The 22,860-nt window shown below is 50.7% G+C and carries 8 protein-coding genes; 4 read left to right on the top strand and 4 right to left on the bottom strand.

Annotated elements, in window-relative coordinates:
* Positions 1-41 precede the first annotated feature (41 nt).
* From ABC831_RS14625 to ABC831_RS14640, 4 genes are all read left to right on the top strand, one after another.
* Entirely contained in the window at positions 42-12,875 is a 12,834-nt protein-coding gene (locus ABC831_RS14625) for a SpaA isopeptide-forming pilin-related protein (RefSeq protein ID WP_343248848.1), read from the top strand.
* Positions 12,876-13,573: 698 nt separating this feature from the next.
* Positions 13,574-15,433, top strand: coding sequence for a hypothetical protein (locus ABC831_RS14630; protein ID WP_343248849.1), 1,860 nt, complete (start codon positions 13,574-13,576; stop codon positions 15,431-15,433).
* A 223-nt stretch (positions 15,434-15,656) separates the two neighbouring features.
* Positions 15,657-18,068, top strand: a complete 2,412-nt coding sequence (gene leuS / locus ABC831_RS14635; protein ID WP_343248850.1) for a leucine--tRNA ligase — start codon at positions 15,657-15,659, stop codon at positions 18,066-18,068.
* A 268-nt stretch (positions 18,069-18,336) separates the two neighbouring features.
* A complete protein-coding gene (locus tag ABC831_RS14640; RefSeq protein ID WP_343248851.1) occupies positions 18,337-18,588 on the top strand; it encodes a kinase to dihydroxyacetone kinase in 252 nt (83 codons plus the stop codon).
* Positions 18,589-18,663: 75 nt separating this feature from the next.
* Here ABC831_RS14640 and ABC831_RS14645 read toward each other — a convergent pair whose 3' ends face one another.
* From ABC831_RS14645 to ABC831_RS14660, 4 genes are all read right to left on the bottom strand, one after another.
* Positions 18,664-19,878 carry a hypothetical protein gene (locus ABC831_RS14645; RefSeq protein ID WP_343248852.1) on the bottom strand — a complete coding sequence of 405 codons (1,215 nt, stop codon included), beginning with the start codon at positions 19,876-19,878 and terminating at the stop codon, positions 18,664-18,666.
* Positions 19,879-19,890: 12 nt separating this feature from the next.
* Entirely contained in the window at positions 19,891-20,589 is a 699-nt protein-coding gene (locus ABC831_RS14650) for a C39 family peptidase (RefSeq protein ID WP_343248853.1), read from the bottom strand.
* Positions 20,590-21,060: 471 nt separating this feature from the next.
* Complete coding sequence (locus tag ABC831_RS14655; RefSeq protein WP_343248854.1) at positions 21,061-21,555, bottom strand: hypothetical protein; 495 nt, start codon at positions 21,553-21,555, stop codon at positions 21,061-21,063.
* Complete coding sequence (locus ABC831_RS14660) at positions 21,539-22,786, bottom strand: radical SAM protein (RefSeq protein WP_343248855.1); 1,248 nt, start codon at positions 22,784-22,786, stop codon at positions 21,539-21,541. Before ABC831_RS14660 ends, ABC831_RS14655 begins: the two co-directional genes overlap by 17 nt.
* Positions 22,787-22,860: the final 74 nt, after the last annotated feature.

Below are 22,860 nucleotides of genomic sequence, written 5' to 3' on the forward strand. Positions count from 1 at the left end.
GCTTTATGAATAAATCAGACTGATGACGGGAGGTCGGGATTATGAGATATAAACATGACAAGAAAGGATACGGAATCAGCTATTGGAAGCGGATTTTGGCTCTTGTACTGGTGGCGGTTCTATGGGTAACGGCGAGCAATTACACGCTGGCTGTGGAACCGGAGACAGGAAAGACCCAGACGGATACGCAGGAGAGCGCTGGTGATGCGGATGCGGGTATTGATCCGGATACGGGTGCAAGCACACCCATCCCCACAGCAGAGCCAATGGTGACACCCATAGCTGTGCCGGAGGCGGGTCCTGATGCGGAGGCTTCCGGGGAGCCGGGAGCAGAGCCCACGCAGGAGCCGGAGCCTACACAGGAGCCGGAGCCCGTGCCAACGCCGGAACCTTCCGAGTCGCAAGAAGGAGAGCCTTCCGGCGGGAACGATCAGAATACGCTTCCCACGCAGGAGCCGGCGGCTCCTGCAGCGGATACGGATTCCCAGAACCAGGCAGGTGCAGATCAGGAAGCGCAGACGTTCGACACGGTTCCGGAAGTCACCTTTGAATTCTCAGCCGCGATCAGCGAGACAGAAGTCACCGCAGGAGATACGGTAAACTACACAGTTTCCTATAATGTACCGGGCGGCGGCAAATATACCAGCTCCACCATCAAGGTAACGCTGCCGGAGGGCATCAATCCTGTGGCCTGGAGCGGAGATGATGTAAGCAGCCAGCGTACGATCCGGAACGCGGACGGCACCACCACCTGGTTTTTCCAGTTAAAGCAGGGACTGGTAACCGGCACCGGGCGGACGATCGCCATGACGCTAAAGACAGAAAACTTCGATTTTGCCGATGGCTCTAAGCTCGAGATACCGGCTAATTTCAGCAGTTATTTTACGCAGGATGGCAGTACCGGGTCTATCCGGCTGGACCGGGACGCAAGCCCGAATGCGGATGGGACGGATCTGGTCATACGCGCGGATGACGGCTGGGATGTGCAGAAGACCCGGGGGGATGTGGTAACGGTTGAAGAGGGTGACCGGGAGTACTATGATGTCACCTATGAGCTGACTGTATATAACCAGAGCAGCACGGCTTCGGAAAATGCTCAGGGGCTGCGGGAAAGCGAATGGAACCGGTTCGGCCGCCTGGATATGCAGTCCTTTTCACTGACGGATATATTGCCGTCTTCCGGACTGCCCTTTGGCGGAGGCGCTGTGTCTGTCCGTTCTGTAACAGCCAGGTCCGCCGTGAACACCACGCCGCAGGATCTGAATCCGGGTACGGACTATACGATCGGGAAGAACCCGGATCATACGATTAAAACGCTGGAGATCAGTTACATAGATAAGCTGACGCAGGAACAGGCCGCCCAGTATCCCAATGTCCGGGAGAATACGCCGGTGAAAACCATCTATACAATCGTCGTCCGCTATCCAAAGGCCCCTTATCTGACGCCGTCCAATGAGCCGGAGGCGGTGATTTACGATCTGGTCAATACGGCCCGTCTGAATTACCAGCTTCTGGGGCAGGGCCCGGCACAAAAGGAGAGCCAGGCGTCTTTAAAACTGGGGGAAAAAGAACCGGAGGGCGGCAGCACTTCGATTACGGTAGAAAAATATGCCGGTTTGGCAGGCCAGTCCTGGCTTCTGGACGCTTCGGCCCAAAAGACCTACGGTACGGCCAGGTTTGCGCTGTATAAAGATAAAGACTGCACGGTTCTGGCAAATAATATCAGCGGAACCGCAGCAGCCGGCGCGGAAACTCCGGTCGATGAAAATGGCAGGGTAACTTTTTCGAGACTGAAGCCCGGCGTGTATTATCTGAAGGAAACGGCCGCGCCAGACGGATTTTCGCTCCTGGCGAACGGTACGGGGCTGAAAGTGGAAGCAGCTCTTGACGGTACGTTAATAATCGATAAGACAGAACATGCGGTGGTGGAAGGGAATAATCTCAAAGTAACGGATATGGCGGAAACTGTGGGAGCCGTTGAATTCTGGAAACAGGGCCTCAATGCGGCGGGAAATACCCAGGCGCTTTCGGGAGCCGTCTTTACCCTGACGGAAAAAACAGGCGGAAAATCCTATCAGGCGGTCAGCGGCAGTGACGGAAAAGTCAGGTTTGATTGTGTTCCCGCCGGGGATTACCTGCTAAAGGAAACCGGCCTGTCCGAAGAGCTGAACAAGGAATATCAGATCGATAACCGGGTGCTCGATGTGACAGTGACCGGCAACCGCGTGACATATCCGGCTGTCCATGATCCGGGAAGCACCAGCACACATCCGGTATTCCAGAATATATCCTCAAAAGGAAAGCTTAAAATAATTAAAACGGATGAAAAAGATCCCAATAAAAAGCTTGACGGTGCCAGGTTCCTTTTGTACGGGCCTTATGATGCGGCGGTTACGACCCTTCCGGCCGGAGCCGTGCCGGTTCAGAATGCGGACGGAAGTGATTACGTCATGGAAACAGGCGGCGCAGACGGTACCGCACTGTCCATGCCTTTGGAAGCGGGGAAATATTTTATCCGTGAAACCGGGGCGCCGGAAAACTATGTGCTGTCTGCGGACGTCACGGCTTTTGGCGTATCGGCAAACACAGTAAACAGCATAACGCTTACCAACCGGAAGAAAATAGCGGTGACTATCAGCAAAAAGGGGGATGTCGCCGGATTATATAAGGAAGATCTGGCCGGCGTCGTATTTGAAATATACGATGCCCCTGCCGGAGGCGTGCTGTTAGGCACCCTGACCACCAAACTGGATTCTTCCATGCACTCCACCTCCAATGAGATCTATCTGGAGAACGGAAAACAGTACTGGTATGAGGAAAAGAACGCGCCGGAAGGGTATCAGCAGATACAGGGAAGGCAGCCATTTACAGTGGGCTCGGAAGATTCGGTCCATTTTGAGCTGGAGATCGTGAACACGGCAGTGTATGGACAGATCAAAATCCAGAAACAGGATGCCACGGATACAGGGAAGGCATTGGCCGGGGCCAAATTCCAGATATTTAAAGATCCGGCGTGTACGCAGGCTGCCGGTGATGTGCTGATCACAGGCGCGGACGGAACGGTGCTGTCCGGGCTGCTGGAGCCGGGGAATTACTATGTGAAGGAGCTTGAGGCGCCTGCGGGTTATGCCATTACGATCGAAGTGATCCGGGGGGTCGACGGCGGAGGCAATGCCGCGGCCGATGGGTCCGGTATCGCGGTAAGCCGGAATGTGCAGACACTGGTGAAGGTAAAGGACGAACCGCTGGCCAGCCTGAAGATCCTGAAGAAAGACCAGGTAACCAATACCATGCTTTCGGGAGCCGGATTTACCCTGTACCAGGATGAGGCGTGTACACAGCCGGCCGGCACAGAGGTCCTGACCGACAGGAACGGCATCGGTGTGTGGAAAGACCTGGAACCCGGAAAGACCTATTATCTGAAGGAAACCACAACACCGGCAGGTTATCAGGCGATTCAGGACCCGGTAACCGTTATGATCCCGGCCAGTGGCAGCGGCAGCTGGCAGGCGGATCTGACCTATGAAAAAGAGGTTGAAAATATACCAAACGGGACCCTAAAGATCTATAAGACCTCGAATATGGATTGTGAAGGTTCTGAACGGGTAGCCTTACAGGGAGCGCAGTTTGAATTGTACCGGGCGGTATCGGCCGACGGCGCAGCGGATTGCTCCGACCCGGCGAATCTGGCCGGATCGCGCACAACCGGAGAAAACGGCCAGGCGGCCTGGGAGAACCTGGAGGCCGGCAGTTATTGGCTGAAGGAAATCCGGGCGGACGGCCACGCGGTGCCGGCAGACCCTGTAAAAGTCGAGGTATCCCCGGGGGAAAATGTAGAAGGCTACGGGATAACCGATATAGAGCAGATCGACAACAGTGCGGATAAAGGGAAAGTCCGGATTCTGAAGACCGATGAGAACGATCCGGCGAAAAGACTGGAGAATGTTACGTTCCTGATCTACGCAAAGCGTGGGGATAACGATTATACCGCGGCCGATGCGCTGGGTACGCTGACTACCGATGCAGAGGGCCAGGCGGTGTCGGGATGGCTTGAGCCCGGAGAGTATGTGTTGATCGAGCAGGAGACAGCCGTCAGTCCAAAGGGATATGAGGTGGATGCCACGCCTCATCCGTTTACGATAGCAGCCGGGAAAACCGATAAAACCTATGTGAATCATCCGCTTACAAACCGGTTGATGGGAAAACTCTATCTGTACAAATACGGTACATTCCCGATTGCCGGGGAGGACGGCACCGTCACCAGCGGGGAGAGTAGATATCCGCTGGCCGGAGCAGCCATAGAGATCTACAGAAAATTAACCGATGATGCGTTAACCGACACAGCAAAGCCCAATCTCCCCATATGGAGTATGGAACAGATGCCGTCCAAACAGGAGACGGGATGGCTGCCGGAGGGCGATTACTGGGTAAAAGAAACAGCTGCGCCGGATCAATATATCGCTTCCGCACAAATATATCTGGCCCATGTTACAAGCGGACAGTCGGAGGAGATAGCAGGCTCCAATCAGGTGAATATAGACAACCGTTCGGAAAAAGGCAGGCTGCGGCTGTTTAAACGCAGCCATGGGACCAATGCTCTGTTAAACGGAGCGGAATTCCTCCTCTATCAGCAGGTGCCGGAGGGAACATTGGGCGCGCAGAAGTTCAACGTGGGCGGCAGCGACATCTGGCTGTCTAAAGTCAGGGTATCCGCCTCCTCCGATGATACCGGATATCTGATGCAGAGCGGTACCGACGGAACCGGATCGGCAGTGACGATCGAGATCGGTCCCGGCACGTATTACCTGTATGAACAGAAAGCGCCGGACGGTTACTTTGTGGAGGAACGGTGGACCGGGCCGATTACCGTGACAGCAGGGAATGAATCCACCGTAACGGTGGTCAATTACCCGGAAACGACGATAGACGGAAGTAAAGTGGATGCGGACACCAATATGGGTGTGGCCGGCGCTTACTTCGGTCTGTTCCGCACGCAGGCGGATGCACAGGCCGTGGTTCAGTATCTGTGGGATAACGGGGCGGGGACCAACACGGCATTCCGAAATGCGCTGGCCGCGAAGCTGACCGCAGGGACCTATGTGGATGATCCGGATCTGAAACAGATCGTACAGTGGGCAGTTACCGATGCCGGCGGCCGTTTTTCCTTCCGTGATCTGAAGGAGGGAACTTATTACGCTGCAGAACTGGTACCTCCGGCCGGTTACGATTATGATGAGACCGTGATCCGGACGCTCACGGTTGACCAGGACGGCCATGCCACATCCGAACTGGTATTCTCGGATTATAAGCTGGGCCAGCTTCAGGTCTCCAAAGTGACCAGTCTTGACCAGGGAACCGCAGGTGAGCAGGAATACCGGGTAAACGGTGTGAAATATAATGTCTACCAGGCGGTCGAAGATGCAAACGGCGCTTATGAGCGAAACGGTATGAAATACCGGAAGGCGGAAAAAGTGTCGGCTTCCGGTTACACCAATGCCAACGGGATCTATACCAGCATTCTGCTGCCGAAAGGCATTTATATAATAGAAGAAGAAAAGGATGAGACGAAATACGAAGGAGGGAAAGCACCGGATATCGTAGATATTACAGTTTCCTCTCCGGACTACCGGGTCCTGGAGATCCGGGCCGGCCAGATCAATGGGGCCACAGATAACGGGAAGGATAACGGGAATCTGCTGGAGGACCATAAGTTCCAAAACCCTGCCAAAGTAGGTAAATTCGCGTTAAAGAAACTGAATGATCTGGGAAATCCGGTAGCCAATGCGTCCGCAACCTTTAAGGTACAATGGTTTAACGGCAAAGACTATGAGGATTACCGGGTGGGCGGAAAGACTTATACCTTCCAGTCCAAGCGTACCGGTGATTATACTTACCTGTCCGATTACCTGCCTGTCGGGGATTACAGGCTGGTGGAAGTAAGCTGTCCCGGTTATACACTGGCGGCGGATGTGGAATTCTCCATAGTAGCCGGCAAAATCACGGGAGCGGCAGGCGCTGCCGCGGGCGGCGGACTGGCAGATCCGATCCTGGTTACGAACAACAGGCAGGGCATATTAAGCCTGGAAAAATCAGGCGTGTTCGGGGAGAAGAGTGACGCCTGGTATGCGCAGAAACTTCTGCCGGACGTTACATTCCGAATATATAAAAATGTAAACGGCGACAGGACTGCGGACTGCACCGACGCCAACTATATCGGATACAGGACTACGGGCACCGCCGGGAAGATCACAAGCTGGAAGCTGGATGCCGGAGACTACTGGCTCGTGGAGACGAAGCTTGGCAAGAACAACAGCCAGTATCCGGAATATGAGCCGTTGGGCACACTGGCGGAGCAGATCAAAAAAGCGATTCCGGTAACCATAGCCATAGGTCAGACCACTTATCTGCGGAATGCGGACGGTACGGCGGTCGAAAATAAAGTGATCTATGGGAAATTCAAGATCAGGAAAACAGACGCCAACAATACCGATCAAGTCCTTGCCGGAGCCGAGTTCGATATTTACCGGAAGGGAACCGGCGGCGCATGGGAGCGGGTAAAGGATTCCGAAGGCAAGTGGGCGGTCCTTAAAACCGGCGCAGACGGCACTGCCGTATCCGGATATCTGCCGGCCGGCGAGTATTATGTAAAAGAGACGAAAGCGCCGGCGGGATACCTTAAGGAAGATACGTATACCGGGCCTTATGCAGCAGAACAGGGGAAACTGACGGACTACACAACCAGTGTGCCGAGCTATGTGACGAACCGGAAGGAATTTAAGATCCAGATCTTCAAGACAGACGGCAAGACCAACAGTCCGCTTGGCGGGGTTACCTTCGGGCTCTACGAATCCGAACAGGACGCGCTGGACGATGTGAACCGGCTGGCTTCGGGCAGCACCAATACCGCAGGCAGCTATCTGTTTACCGGCCTTCATGTGGAAAGCTCGGGAACAAAGACTTATTATCTTCGTGAGATATCCACAGTGGATAATTACCAGATGAATGATACGGTATATCCGGTCACTCTTACCTACACGGACAGTGATCAGGTGACCGTGACGGCAGAACCGAATCCGATCCCCAATATGCCTTACGGAAACTTTGCCGTTACAAAGACGGCTACGTGGAACGGAGTAACCGTGTCCCTGCCGGGAGTGGAATTCAAGGTATACCGTGTGGCTGCGGAAAACGTGGAGCATAGTGATGGGGACACACCGGTGGATACCATCAAAACGGTGCTGGATGTAGCGACCAATTTTGCGACAGCCGTCAGTAAGCCTCTTCCCTCCGGATGGTATGAGGTGGTGGAGGCACTGCCCGACGGATTCGCGCCGGAAAGCGGAAAGACAGCGTCCGTCTGGGTGCAGGTGGAGGACGGCAAAACAAATACAAAATATAAAGATACGCCGGTGGTGAATGTCCCCAATAAAGGGAGATTCCTGCTGAAGAAATACGACGGCGAGCATGGAACCGATCCTGCGTCTTTGCACGGCCTGACCGGAGCACAGTTTGAGTTATATAAACAACAGGCAGATCATACCTATCAGCTCCAGATTATTGACGGGGAAGAAAAACTGACTATGACCAGCCCTGTCTATGAATCTGGTATGCTGGAGCCCGGCAGCTACCGGTTAAAGGAGATCAAGGCTCCCTCTTACCAAAAAGCGGACGGTACCTGGGTGCAGTTCCAGCTGCCGGAACAAACGGAATTCGATTTTACCATCGTTGAGGGGGTTACGAAAGAGGTCGTGTTCCACAACAGCCCCAAGGGCACGATTCAGGTGTCAAAACAGGGGGTTTCGTACGACGAGAACGGGCAGCCCATCGAATCGGCCAGAACCATGCTGAGCGGAGTTGTCTTCCGGCTGTATACAGGTTCCTATGCGGATGGCGTGATGAACTACGTGGAAGTGCCCGACAGCGAGAGAACCACAGACGGCAGCGGTACCTGTAGCTGGACGGATGTATCCCCCGGCACCTACTATATCCATGAGATCAGTGCCCCGGACGGCTATGAAGTGCGGGAAGATGATTTCTATCAAGTGACAGTGGAGGACGGCCGGCTCGTCACGGATGAGCTGCTGTACCGGCCCTTAAAGGCAGACAATCCGGGCTTGCAGGCGGACGGTGTGATCGGAAATGACGCGGTCAAAGGTGCTGTCCTGATCAGTAAGACGGATGGGGACACGGGTAATCCTCTGACCGGGGCCATATTTAAAGTATACGCGAAGGATGCAGACGGAAACTATACCCGGGAAGTGGACCGTGTCGAGGTAACCAGAGGGGACGGCATGGTAAAGACCAGGCTGTTAAATGCGGCGAAAACGGGGACCACCTATCTTGTCAAAGAGGTGAAGGCGCCTGATTCCTATACGCTGGATGATACCTATTTTCCGACGGAGCAGGAAGTCACGGTGTATCCGTTCTTTGAACCGGTGGTTGGCCAAACTTCCAACTACGTATCATTTAAGAACAAGAAGATCACGAAGGATATGGGAAATTTCGTGAGTTCGGTCACGAAGAGCATTGCCGATGAGGATGAAACCGTACCCTCCGCGCAGGTGCAGGCAGAACACAGCCTGATGTTTGAAGATTACACAGCGGACTTCACCCTGGGGGGCTATGCTGACGGCGCGAATATTCTGGGTGCCCGGGAATTCACGGTTACTGATAACCGGGTCACCCTGCAGTATCTGCAGAAACTAAATGACGGCAGCCAGATCTATACCGATCTGCCTCGGACGAACCGGGAAGATTATCAGTATAATTCCGTTACGATACATGCGGCCTATCATGCGGACCCTGACGTCAGGGCAGGTGCGGTGCTGGAATACCAGTTCTACGGGGAAACCGTATGGAGGTCTTATAACAATGGCCAGGTGTATCCGCTGACGGCAGATCAGACTCTTGCGCTGGATTCCCTGGGAGGAACGGTGACAGGAATCCGTGTCCATTACCAGAATGTGAAGAGAGGGTTCCAACTGGCGGACGCCGAAAAAGGAATCACCATCAACGCCACATTCCACAGCCGGGAGGCCGTGGCTTGTGCAGATTTGCCGGAAGTGCGCAGGATCGTGAACAGTGCGGACCTGCACTGGACGGAAGAAGTGTACAACAGCGAAGGCGTAAGTGAAAACGGCAGCACAGCGGATATCAGAAGCAATCAGGTGACGGCGCTGATACCGAAGGCAGAAGAGGTAATGCCCACGGTGAAGCTGACAAATATGATCACCAACGGAAGCGCCAGCGGGAATCAGTTCGCAGCCGGGTCCACGGTGGCCTACCGGGTGACGGCGGAGAATATCAGTACGAACGACGCGGTATTCAGACAGCCGGTCCTCACCTTTGACCTGGCCGCTTACACCAGTCTGCATCAGAACTTTGGGTCTGCCGGAAATGGCTTCAAGGTAATTAAAAAATCCCTGGATGCCCACGGTACTCCCAGCTATACGGAGATTCCCGTGGACCAGTATACCCTGAAGGAAACCACGGTAAAGGCTGTCGCAGGTACCGGCAGTGACGGTTCGCCGGTCACCGGAGAAGTGGATACCACCAGATATATTTTCGAATTCGGCCCTGGCGTGGAACTTACGCCCGGGGAAAGCATTATGCTGGAGCTGGAGGCTATCATTGACTACAATAAGCCCCAGGGGGCGATCAAGTTCACCTCGCCGGCCCATTTGAGCAGCAATTATACGATTCCGGCTTCCGCGGAAAATAAACTGGGAACCAGCTTCCTGTCCCCGGACAATATGCAGGAAAATCCGGATATCGATGACACCATCGGCCAGACAGAACAGGGGAACAGGGAATACCTGTATGAGCCGGTTATCGTCCAGACCACGGACAGCAGCGGCACACAGCTGGTGAAGGAGATCAGCGCGGACAACAGGAACTGGAGTTATACCAAACCGGTCACCGTAAACCCCACGGATGAGGTTTATTACCGGATGACGATCTACAATTTTTCGCCTAACCCGGCCAAGACCATCCGTCTGGTGGATATTCTGCCATTTACCGGAGACAGTTATCTGTTCAATGCCTTTGTCAGCCGGAATACGGATATCCCGTCCGGAGCCGGATTTGAGGAAATGCTGTTCGAGAGCATGGATATTCCCGACAAAGCCAATGTTGAGAATTACAAATTTTACTATTATGTGGAAGACACCGCTGCCGCTAACAGCTGGGAGACCAGAACAGGCAATCTGTACGCGGAGATGCCGTTCTTTTATGATACGCTGGATGCCGGAAACGGCAGATATGAGAACTGGGGCGGAAAATGGACCACAGGCATGCCTTCAGATCCCGGAAGAATTACCGCCATCGGGATGGAGATCACATTCAAAGACAGTGCACTGTTGGAATACGGCGACTCCTTCCAGATGACCCTGACGATGAAAACACCGGGATACACGGCGGATGAGATCGAGGACTATGCCACGAAACAGATGGTAAATACTGCTGCAGTGGCGGTGATCCGGCAGGCCGAGACAGGGATCGCGGACAGTATCGGCAACGAGGACCGTGTGGAATCCAACGATGTGGCAGCCAAACTTCAGCTGCCTACAGGATCGATCGGTGACTACGCATGGTATGACAATAACAATGACGGGCTTCAGGACGATACGGACACACCGGTACCGAACCTGAAGGTATCCCTGTATCAGACGGTTACAAGCGCCAAAACCGGAACCAGCATGGAAAAACTTTATGCCACCACAACCACGGATGGTGTTGGAAAATATCTGTTTACGGATCTGCCCTGCAGTTATCTGAAAAAAGGTGCCGCCGCGGGCTCAGAAGACCCGAACGATTATGTGGGCGGAGAATTTTACCGATACCGCGTAGTTTTCGCCATGATGGATGACTTCTCCAACACAACCAGATATGAAGGCGCAGACAGGGCCAAAGATTCCGATATCGATGAAAAAGGGGCCACGGATTATGTTCAGCTGTCGGTGCAGATCAGAGACGGTAAATTATACGGAGAAGAGAATATGACTCTGGACGCGGGCTTTATCCGCCCGTTCCGGCTGGGAAATCAGGTCTGGCTGGACTGGAACCGGGACGGTATGCAGGGTACCTATATCGATGTGGATGGTGTGGAGAAGCCGGAACCCGGCGTAAATAATGTAGGTGTCAAGCTTTATAAGGTGGATGGGCCGGATGGCAGCATCGACGGGCTTTCGCCTTACGCAACCGCCGTTACCTCTTCGGTAAACGGGGAGGACGGGATCTACTGGTTTAACAACCTGCCGGAGGGCTATTATGTAGTGGTGTTTGATACGACCACGCTGGTGAAGGAGGACGGTTATACTTATCGTTACATGTTTACCGAAGATAATGTGGTTACGTCCCGGGATGCCTATGATTCGGATGCGGTGGTTTCACCCGGGCTCCACGCAGATGACAGGATCAGAAAGACGCAGGTGATCCATCTGTGGCCCGGCACTTCCCCGGAGCTGCTGGCTGACCCCCACGTGGATGACCGCTGGGATGCCGGACTGACGGTATACAGCGCTCTGGGCGGTTTCTGCTTTGATGATGAGAATTATACGGATATGCAGGACATCTACAAACCGCTGCCAGGAACCAGGGTGGATCTGTATCAGGTGGTGAACGGCATACGGGAAGGCAGCCCGATCCGCACGGCGACGGTGGGCGAAGACGGCAAGTATTACTTTGACCAGCTGACGGAAGGAGATTACCAGATTCATTTCACCTATCCGAAAGGATATACCGCTGTCAAACCGAATGTGGGCACCAAGACCACGGATTCGGATACTAAGATATTTGCGGAAGGGGATATGAGCCAGGGGTTCACGGAAGTGATCCATCTGCCGAGGGATGCGGCGGACACTACCTGGGACGCCGGAGCCTATAAGCTCAGCACGATCGGAGATTATGTCTGGTATGACCTGAATAAAAACGGACTTCAGGATTCCAATGAACGGGGAGTTGCCGGAGTGAAAGTGATACTCCAAAGCAGGATGGATGGAGGAGAGTGGAGCAGCTACGCGTCCACCGCCACGGATCAAAACGGCAGATACCTGTTTACGGATCTGAAGAGCAGTACGCGGTATGGAATCCAGTACCGGGTAGTATTTGACTTCGCAGACGGTGTAAAGGTAACGATCCCTGGAGAGGGTGAGGATGCGGCTGTCGATTCCGACGCCATGTTCAAAATCGAAGGATTGGGTTATGTGACCATGCCGATCCCGACACTGGAATACGGGGCTGAAGACCTGACCTGGGATGCGGGCATTATATCGACCAAAGGGACGATCGGTGATTTCGTCTGGTATGACAAGAATCAAAATGGCATCCAGGACGAAGGGGAGTTCGGAGTGGCGAACATACCGGTGGCTCTGGAGATCTGTCCAAGCGCGGAGGTAGACAATGAGAATGCCTGGTATGTGTATGCGCAGACCCGGACCAATGCCAACGGCTATTACCGGTTCTATGATCTGGATGAAAATTATTACAGGGTGCGGTTCCAGATCCCTGAGAAATACAACGTCACGCTTGCCAACCGGGGCAGCGGGGACAACGCCCATGAGCTGGATTCCGATGCTTCCAGGGAGGCCACGCAGCGCTGGTTCTACAGCAGAAGCTTCTATCTGGATGTGGAGACAAAACCGGAGGACCTGTCCTGGGATGCGGGTGTCTATCTGAAGACTGAGGCGCGCAAGGATACCAGGATCGTGATCAAGCGTACGATTGTGAAACATCCCACGGTATACCGGTATCTTCCTGCTGTCCGGACCGGGGACCCTACGCCGCTATGGCTTTATGTCGGATTGTTCGCGGGGATGGGGATTTTGGCTGCAGGGCTGTTCTTGAGCTGGCGCAGAAGAAGAGGCGGTACTGAATAACGGAATGACTTTTGTATACTGGGGAGGGGACTAAGGGCCGGAGAAGGCCGGCACGGGGAGCGATGACGGCTGAGGCGGACTGTCCCGAAAACCAGGGCGCAGCCCACCAGCGGTCCGCTCAGTACGGGCTTGCCCTATGGGGACCCGGCAGGGAGAGCGGTGTCTGTGATCCCCTGTCTCACTTAAGGCTGTTACCCGGTGAAATCTAAATGAAATCGGCCCGGCAGGTTTGCGGTACGTGGCTGATTCACCGTGAATGCTTGATGCATTCGCGGTTCAGCAGCCACCGAAAGACTGCACGGAACGCAGTCTTTCGCCACAAACCTGCCGATCCGATTTCATTAAGATTTCACACGGGCGCCTTATGTGAGACAGGGGATCACAGACACCGCTCTTCCTGCCGGGTCCCCATAGGGCAAGTCCGTACTGAGCGGACCGCTGGTGGGCTGCGCCCTGGTTTTCGGACAGTCCCCTCAGCCGTCATCGCTCCCCGTGCCGGCCTTCTCCTGCTTTGGTGATATTTTATATGCATTGGGAGGTCAAATAATCGACGAAGTTACCATATATTTCTTGGTTTTGTGACAATGGTGTGATTCTGGAGCATTATGATCATAAGTGAAAAGGGAAGATGGCTTTCTTGATCTTTGTAGTAAGGCATTTAGAAGAAAGCATTTAGAAGTATAAAGGATGTGAGTGTAATGAAAAAACAAATTATGATGTTAGCTGCCAGTTTATTTATTATATTAGGAACCGTAGGGTTAAGTGGAACGACAGCCAAAGCGGCGGGGTTTACTATAACAGGTGAGACTGCGCCGGGGCCTGGAGAGCAGGTTTTTACGGTATCCAATTATGGTGAAGCCGATAATTTTTCCTGGTCGGCGGACGGCGGTTTCAGCGGACAGTTCTGGCTGGAGAGCGGAGGCAGTACCAGGTTTTCCGTGCCGACGGATGATTATATCGTTGTACAGGTCAGCTCTGCAAAGAATGGGTCTGATTTTGCCGTAAGCCGGAATGAATATCCGGTGGCCGTATATGCCAATTACGGGGGAAGCAAAACTCAGCTGACAACACTTCTCTTCAATATGAATCAGGGAAGCATTGATTATACGGTGGATGCCAATGTGACGGTGAACGGTGTCACTTATACCTGTACCAACGGAACGACCCAGTATCTGTACTATGGGGAAGGCAGCAGCATGGAATTTATATATGAACAGGTGCAGCAGCCGGATAAATATATAGATGTATATTTTACTGATACAAACGGCTATATGCTGGGCAGTGACAGCTTTGCTGTTTCCTATGGAAGCAGCGTTAATTATACGGCTCCGGCAGAATATCAGGCCAACAACCGTAACTATAGCGCGGTTTCCGGACAGAGCATGACTGTATCCCACCGGTATGACAGCACCAGAACTTCTTACAGCTTTACCTATGCGGCACAGACAGCGGCTCCGGATAAGCCTTATTCCGTAGCCATCCGTCTGGTGGATGCATCCAGCAATGAGGTTTTTGCTGCGGAATCTATGACCATCCCCGCAGGCGGCTCCAATACCTTCCCGGTTCCCGGCACTTATGTGGCAGGTACCACTTCTTACAGACTGGCTGCAAACCAGCCGGCCTCCATTACACACAGCGCGGATAATGCGCAGAGAAGCTACGATGTATTATACGATGTAGTAAGTACAAAAGTGGAATATCAGATCAATATCCGTTTTACGGACGCGGTAACCGGCGAAACTCTGCGGACCGAGACCATTACCGTTCCGGTAGATTCTGTGGCTGCCTATGATTTACCCTCCACAGTGGAAGCCAACGGTCATAAATACCTGCTGGCCTCCGGCCAGGCATCCAGGCTGACCCATGATTATAATAAGACGGCCAGAAATTATACTATTTATTACAATGAAGTAAACAACGAGCAGACAGCTTCCTATAATATCGGAATCCAGTATGTGGATGTAAAGACAAATGCCGTATTATTCCGGGATACCAGGCAGGTAAATGCCGGAGGCAGTGTAAACATTAGCGCTCCCGCTTCTTATCAGAGCGCTGGAAACAGCTACGTAATGCTTGCCGGACAGTCCGGTGATGTAACCCACAGCTATTCGAACACCAGACGAAACTATATCATCTACTACAGGAATGTCAATGACACGGAGAATGAAAATACCGTCGTTACCGAACAGGTAGTCAACGAAATCATCAATGAAGACGGTGAGACAGTTGTAATACCCAGCGCCGTAACCACCATCACCAATCCGGCCGGCACCCAGACTACAGTCGACCAGAACGGCAATCTGGTGACGATTCCGGACGAAGCTGTTCCGCTGTCAGACGGTACCCAGCCGGATACCACGGCAGAGCAGTCTGCGAAGACGGATGAAAATGAGAAGCAGGATCTGGTAAATATAGAAGATGAACCGGTCCCGCTGGCAGCAGGCGCTCCCGAACAGTCATCCCCCAATGTACTGATGATCACCGGGATCAGCCTCGCAGCGTTGGCGTTACTTGGCGCTGCAGGAATCCTGATTCTGAAGAGAAGAAAAAAAGCCTGAGAGCTTAAAGAAGATTGCTTATGAAACCGCTGACCGCATATCCTGCGGCTGGCGGTTTTCGGTTGTGGTTATCGTAACTATAGAGGCAGTGCGAACGAATCAAAACCTTGACAAATGATGACCGTATGATAGAATGAAAACTAGTGTAAATAGTAGGAAGTCCGCATTGGGACTTCCTGTTATATCATAAAGAATGGAATGTGATACATTAGGAGGAAGAGAAATGGCAGTACCTTACAACCATAGGGCCATTGAGCAGAAATGGCGGAAAAATTGGGAAGAGCACCCGGTAAATGTGAATGATGGAAAGAAACCCAAATATTATTGTCTGGATATGTTTCCGTATCCCTCGGGAAGCGGACTGCATGTGGGGCATTGGAGAGGGTATGTCATCTCGGATGTGTGGAGCCGTTATAAGATGCTGCAGGGGTATTATCTGATTCATCCCATGGGGTGGGACGCATTCGGACTGCCGGCGGAGAATTACGCGATTAAGATGGGCGTTCATCCGGCCAAGTCTACGGCGGAGAATATTTCGAATATTAAAAGACAGATTAATGAGATCGCTGCGATCTATGACTGGGATATGGAAGTGAATACCACGGACCCGGATTTTTATAAGTGGACCCAGTGGATTTTCGTGAAGATGTTTAAAGAGGGGCTGGCTTATGAAAAGGAGATGCCGATTAACTGGTGTCCTTCCTGTAAGACCGGCCTGGCCAATGAGGAAGTGGTGAATGGCTGCTGTGAACGCTGCGGGGCTGCCGTGACGAAGAAGAATCTGAAACAGTGGATGCTGCGCATTACCAAATATGCGGAGCGGCTGCTGAATGATCTGGATAAGCTGGATTGGCCGGAAAAAGTGAAGAAGATGCAGACCGACTGGATCGGCAAGAGCTATGGGGCTGAGATCGATTTTGAGGTAGAGGGCCGGGAGGATAAGATTAAGGTGTATACGACCAGGCCGGATACGCTGTACGGCGCTACGTTTATGGTCCTGGCACCGGAACATGCGATGGCCGCTTCCCTGGCTGCTGACGAGTATAAGGAGCAGGTGGAGAAGTATATCTTTGACTCTTCCATGAAGTCCAATGTGGACCGGCTCCAGGATAAGGAAAAGACCGGTGTGTTTACCGGCAGCTACGCAGTCAATCCGCTGAATCAGGCAAAGATTCCGATCTGGCTGTCGGATTATGTGCTGGCTGATTATGGTACCGGTGCGATCATGTGTGTGCCTGCCCATGATGACCGTGACTTTGAATTCGCGAAGAAGTTTGATATTCCGATCGTTCAGGTTATTGCCAAAGACGGGGTGGAGAATCCGGATTTGACGCAGGCTTATACGGAACCTGGCATTATGATTCATTCTGAGAAATTTAACGGCATGAATTCTGAGGATGCGAAGCGGGACGTGCCCGGTATGCTGGAAGAGCAGGGGATTGGCAAGAAGACCGTGAATTATAAGCTGCGTGACTGGGTATTCTCCAGACAGCGTTACTGGGGCGAGCCGATTCCGATTATCCACTGTGAGCACTGCGGCGCTGTGCCGGTGCCGGAGGATCAGCTGCCGTTACTGCTTCCGGAGGTAGAGTCTTATCAGCCCACCGGAACCGGGGAATCTCCGCTGGCAGACATCGAGGAATGGGTGAATACCACGTGTCCGGTGTGCGGACAGCCGGCGAAGAGGGAGACGAATACCATGCCCCAGTGGGCGGGGTCGTCCTGGTATTTCCTGCGCTATGTGGACAGCCATAATCAGGAAGAACTGGTATCCAGAGAGAAGGCGGATAAGTACCTGCCGGTGGATATGTATATCGGCGGTGTGGAGCATGCGGTCCTGCATCTGTTGTACTCCCGGTTCTATACAAAGTTCCTGTATGACATGGGCGTGATTGATTTTGACGAGCCCTTTAAGAAGCTGTTTAACCAGGGTATGATTACCGGTAAGAACGGGATTAAGATGAGTAAGTCCAAGGGAAATGTGGTGTCGCCGGATGATCTGGTTCGGGATTACGGCTGCGATTCCTTAAGGCTGTATGAATTGTTCGTAGGACCTCCCGATCTGGATTCCGAGTGGGATGAGAGAGGTATCGACGGTGTCTACCGCTATATCAACCGGTTCTGGAATCTGGTGATGGATTATAAGGATGGTAATGTAAAGGCGACGAAGGAGATGATCAAACTTCGTCATAAGATGGTCTATGATATAACGAACCGTCTGGATAACTTCAGTCTGAATACGGTTATTTCCGGTTTCATGGAATATAATAATAAATTTATCGAGCTGGCCAAGAAAGAGGGCGGAATCGATAAAGAAAGCCTGGAGACCATGGTACTTCTGCTGGCGCCGTTTGCTCCGCATATCACGGAGGAGCTGTGGGAAGCGCTGGGACATGCGGATTCCGTATTCCACAATACCTGGCCGGCTTATGAAGAGGACGCCATGAAGGATGACGAGAAGGAAGTGGCGGTACAGATCAACGGCAAGACAAAAGCAGTGATCAGCCTTCCCGTTGACGTGACCAAGGAAGCGGCACTGGAGGCCGGAAAAGCGGCGATCGCACAGAAGCTGACCGGGACAATAGTGAAAGAGATTTATGTGCCGGGACGGATTATAAATATTGTGCAGAAATAAGTATTTCTGTTTCATCATGTAATGATATTGCTGGAAGGGGCTGCCGGGAAATAAAATTTGCATACCAGGGATTGATGTGAAACCTGCAATCATGTTCCATATCTGGTATGACTAATTTATTTCCGACAGCCCTTCCTATAAATAGTAACCTGTTTAGGTTCTTGACAAAAAGGGAACAGTAAAATACAGAAGTACAGTGAATCATATCGGTAAATAGTATATGGATTTCATTGTGCCGGATGTCTGCATGCTGAAAGGAGAACAAAAGTTGCTCGAATACAAATATGATACCCAGTTATTGATCGAAGGGGAAGCCCTTGATGAGGATGTCATCAGTGAATATTTTACGGAACATTTTAAAGGGGACTGCCTTCTGGCCGTAGGTGATGAGGAATTAATCAAGATTCACTACCACACCAATGAGCCGTGGGATGTTCTTTCGTACTGCGCTTCCCTGGGGGAGATCTATGATATCGTGATCGAAGATATGGAACGGCAGGCCAGGGGATTAAAAGGCTGATAGATCAAATAGAAAAAGAGGCGGATGTGTTTTTGCTGTCAGCAAAAGCGCATCCGCCATTAGTCTGCATACTTTCTAATTGTAACTTAATTCCCATTTGTACAGAAGTATGCTTCCGCCTTCGTCCTGCAGATAAAACATCTGAGAATCTGATAGACAAAATCCAAGGGAACGGAATCCCTGATCAAGTAAATCGTAACTATAATATGGTATTGTTTCATACACGGAATCAACGGTATCAAAAATATAGAAATAAAATGGTGTATACAAAACAATATATCTGTTTGCCTCACCGGCATGTTTTGCGCCTATTATATTGTTGCCCTGAATGATTTGCGAAATGGTACTTGGATAGATATCATTACCGATTCTTTTATAAATTTTACCGGATTCTCTTGAGCCATCATAAAAATCATATTCAGATTGTATAATATGATGGGAATCTCCCGACAGAAAAAGGGATTTTCGTTCCGGTTGAAGGACAAATGATTTGTTTTGGTCTTTCAAGCTATAATAATAGATCGATGAGCTGCCTCCGGTATCCAGTAATTCGTGATCCAAAGTTAAAACTTCATAATAAAATCCGTCCTTATCCATAGAACCCGCTCCGATAATAAAGCTGCCACTTGCCATCGAGGTTTCCTGATCAAAGGAACATGCTGTTTCTTCAATCAAACTCACCAGACCGTCGTCCATACATATAGTTTTCAAAAAACAATGGCTATCTGTTTCGTATGAAAGCAGCAGATACCCAGGCATAGCTGTAAGATGATACGCATAAACAGGTTCCTCATGTGAGGATTGATAGAGAGTCTTATTTCCACTTTTCGAAAGTTCCATAATCTTAATATCTGTCCCTTTTTCTACGGTATTGGAACCTATTAGACCCAGATATACTTTTTGATTCTCTACACCACAATATTTCCAATAAGAGTATCCATTGAATGAAAACAGAATATTTGAGCCGGGGGATTCTGCTGTATAATTATCTATTAAACATATCTCAATATCACCTGTGCCGGTTTCCGGATCAATTTTCCCATGGTTCTCATAATATAAACAGTCACCATCCACACCGATTAGACTAGTATTATCATTTAGAATACCTGTCAAATTGAAGGACGATTTATTCAACTGATAGGATAGTTTGAAATTTTCCAATTCTGTTGAATTTGCAGTAATGTCTTCATAAACAGGTTTCTTACTGATAGAAATGCTTTTTTGTGTACAACCTCCGCAACTGGAAATAAGTAATATGGATATCAGCAAACAGATACTATCTTTTCTCACATGATCAACTCCTTAATATATCATTGCATGTCGGAAGTGATCCGCATTTGCTTTATATAATCCGTTTCTGCTATACCAATAATGTCCAAAGTATGATGGATGTGGATCCGCTATACGCACTTGATTCTCAGCAACCCTGAAGCCACTTGTACAAATATAATGTCCACTAGTCTTATAAGGAAATTCAGATACGCTGTTCGTATTAATATCCAAAACTGTCGGATAATGCGCACTAATCCCGGTACGTATCCGATTGAACCATGTTAGCGAATCGCCAGGTATCTCAGCCATAACATAATAAGAACTTCCGATACAACTATTAATAACGGGTGCGATTCTAGTCATATCTGTACCACGGTTATCCCCTGTCTCAACTGTATTTAACAATCCAGCATAATATGATTGTATATTAGAATTTCCATTTTTATACTGTACAACTTGTTTTACTGTAGCAGGGCCGCAATAATAATTATTTTCTTGCCGATAACATATCATGCTTAAAAGTTCTTCATTTGTTTTTGCCTGTTGATAAATAGATCTATCTTTTTGAGCTATTTTATTTAAATCCGCTTGGGTAGGATTATAAGGTTGGGCACCTTCTTCGATAGTTAGATCACCATTGATAGAATCAGATTCAGTAGCATAAATATTTATGTTAAATGCTAAAGTTAAAACTACAGATATAAGTAATAGGATTGATTTTTTTATCATATGTATTCCTCCCTCTTGAATCGGATACCTTAAGATAAAATGGATAACGTCCATTCATATTTTTTAACTAGTCCAACATAGTTTTGCTTAATTCACAACCAAAACATTGGAATCACCTCTTACTAGTTTTTATAAGTGTATATAGTATCCATAAATCAAGAATATTGTACATAGGTAAACTTTTGGAAATTTAATATCATATAATTAATTATAATATATAACAAAATTGATCCGAAGTGCGTGTTTGTCCTATATTTAATCAAATCTGCCCTTAATATAATTAAGAAACCGATTGAAAGTTGTGTCTAGAAAAAATGGGTTTTATTACTATCTAAAACCAAAATCCAATTAAAAAAACCATCTGAATGAGATGGTTCTTTGCCTTACGGTAAAGTGATAATATTAAGTTTTCCTAAGAACCCATTCATGAAATGCCTGGATACTGTCTGTAATACCTGGATACTGCCTGTTTTAGAGACAACGTATCATAGGATTATCCAGATGCAGATCCGGCGTTACAGGGACTGGCAGCGGCAGGGCAGCGGGCAGCGGCTCCTGTGTGTGTTCACAGCTCTGCCAGCAAAGTTCCCATGCGCAGCTGATCTCCGCAGCCGCATCGTTCTGCCGCGCCCCAAGCAGCATCCGGGCAAACACCGGACCAGTGATCAGACAGCGCAAAGACTTCACCGAGAGCTTATATACCACATCCGTACCGTGCAGCCACAGAGTCATTTCCCGGTCGAACCAGAGGGAATGTACCAGGCCCCGGCCGAGGGCCGTGTGCTCATCGGCCAGTCCCAGAAGCAATGTGGAGCCATTACCTGTGAGAAGAGAGGGGCAGGCGAACGTCACCGGGCCGGATGGTTGGACCGGACAGGGAACCTGGAGGTATCCCGCGCAGTTACCCGGTTCCAGCAGTTTTAGTATCTCACGTGGAAGTTCCTTTTTCTCATACAACTGAAACATAGTCATCCAACCTTTCCAGATCACTGTCGGGATGATTTCCGCAGTGCTTATAATCATCATTGGTACAGTACAGACCGTATTCCCTTCGGATATCGTGGAGCCCTCTGGCGAGTCGGATGTAGTAGTCAAGCGGGGGCATTTTCTGATATCCCAGTCTGGAATACCTGTGGGGCCGCCAGATGGTACTCAGGAAAATGACTCCGTTCTCAGCGAAGAACTCACAAGCCTGGAAATTGGATTCCAGGGCTTCCTCTACGGTTTTAAATCCATTTGGGGAAGCCAGCTCGGCGCCGGCCACCACCTGCGTGCATACCTTACCTTTTCCGAAGATTTCCACGGCATCCACCGTACGGCGGATCCATTCGTTCCGGCCAACATATTTTTCCTTGCCGGGACACAGGAGGGGGAAGAGCGTCTCATCCCAGATTTCAATATTCGGACAATATGCAGTCAGTCCGGTCTGTCCGTACAGGCGGCGCAGCTGTGTTTTCGTGTAGGCCGGCGCCATCAGCTGACTGGAAAAGCGTCCGCTGAAATTACGGCCGATCGCCTGTAAGATCCGGATATAACGGTCTACCTCATCATCGAAAGGATGCCCGCCGCCAAAATCTGAGCCGCCGGATAAGAAAATTTCAGAAAAACGGCCGGGCTCCCGGATCGCTTCCCTTACTGTTTCATAAATATCTTCACAGTCCGCCTCCCCGTGGTTGTCCCCGCCTGTAAAAAACGCGCAGAACCCGCACTGATGGCCTCCCTCCCAGAAGCGGCAGCGCTCGTATGCAGTCAGAATCAGCTTCTGGGCGCGGATGTCCACCAAGGATTCCATCGGTGTTCCGCGGCTGGTTACTTTTCCAAAAAAAGCGGGCCTGGGAACAAAGTCTACCGTATCCAGGACATCTTCCCCGTCTTTTAACAGGAATTCCTCCCGGTCGGGGTCCCAATCCACGAGATAGGGCGCGTCGAAGGTTTCACCATAATTAATATACACATTACTGGCATCCCGCAATAGAATCGCACCGGGCATCGCTTTGTCCGCCGGCCGGCCCTGAAAATGAATACCGAAGGATTCTACCTTACCGAAATTGTAAAGCGGGGTCTGCAGTTGATCCAGCGCCCGGTCACTGAGCAGAACACCGTCGCAGAGCATACTCAGTTTGAGAATTACGAAGGGAGACAGATTCGGATAAGCCGCACAGGTGTCCTCCAAAAGCTCCCGTTTTGTTTTATACATAAAAGCTCCTTTTAGATTGAATTTAAATAAAGAGTGTGTAAATAAAGAGTGTGTAAATAAAGAGTGTGCTTCAC

The organism is Diplocloster hominis, from assembly GCF_032380655.1.
Lineage (GTDB): Bacteria > Bacillota > Clostridia > Lachnospirales > Lachnospiraceae > Diplocloster > Diplocloster hominis.

Coding starts and splice junctions, on each gene's coding strand:
- ABC831_RS14660 (WP_343248855.1), bottom strand. CDS start 22,786: ATGTATAAAACAAAACGGGAGCTTTTGGAGGACACCTGTGCGGCTTAT.
- ABC831_RS14655 (WP_343248854.1), bottom strand. CDS start 21,555: ATGTTTCAGTTGTATGAGAAAAAGGAACTTCCACGTGAGATACTAAAA.
- ABC831_RS14630 (WP_343248849.1), top strand. CDS start 13,574: ATGAAAAAACAAATTATGATGTTAGCTGCCAGTTTATTTATTATATTA.
- ABC831_RS14625 (WP_343248848.1), top strand. CDS start 42: ATGAGATATAAACATGACAAGAAAGGATACGGAATCAGCTATTGGAAG.
- leuS (WP_343248850.1), top strand. CDS start 15,657: ATGGCAGTACCTTACAACCATAGGGCCATTGAGCAGAAATGGCGGAAA.
- ABC831_RS14650 (WP_343248853.1), bottom strand. CDS start 20,589: ATGATAAAAAAATCAATCCTATTACTTATATCTGTAGTTTTAACTTTA.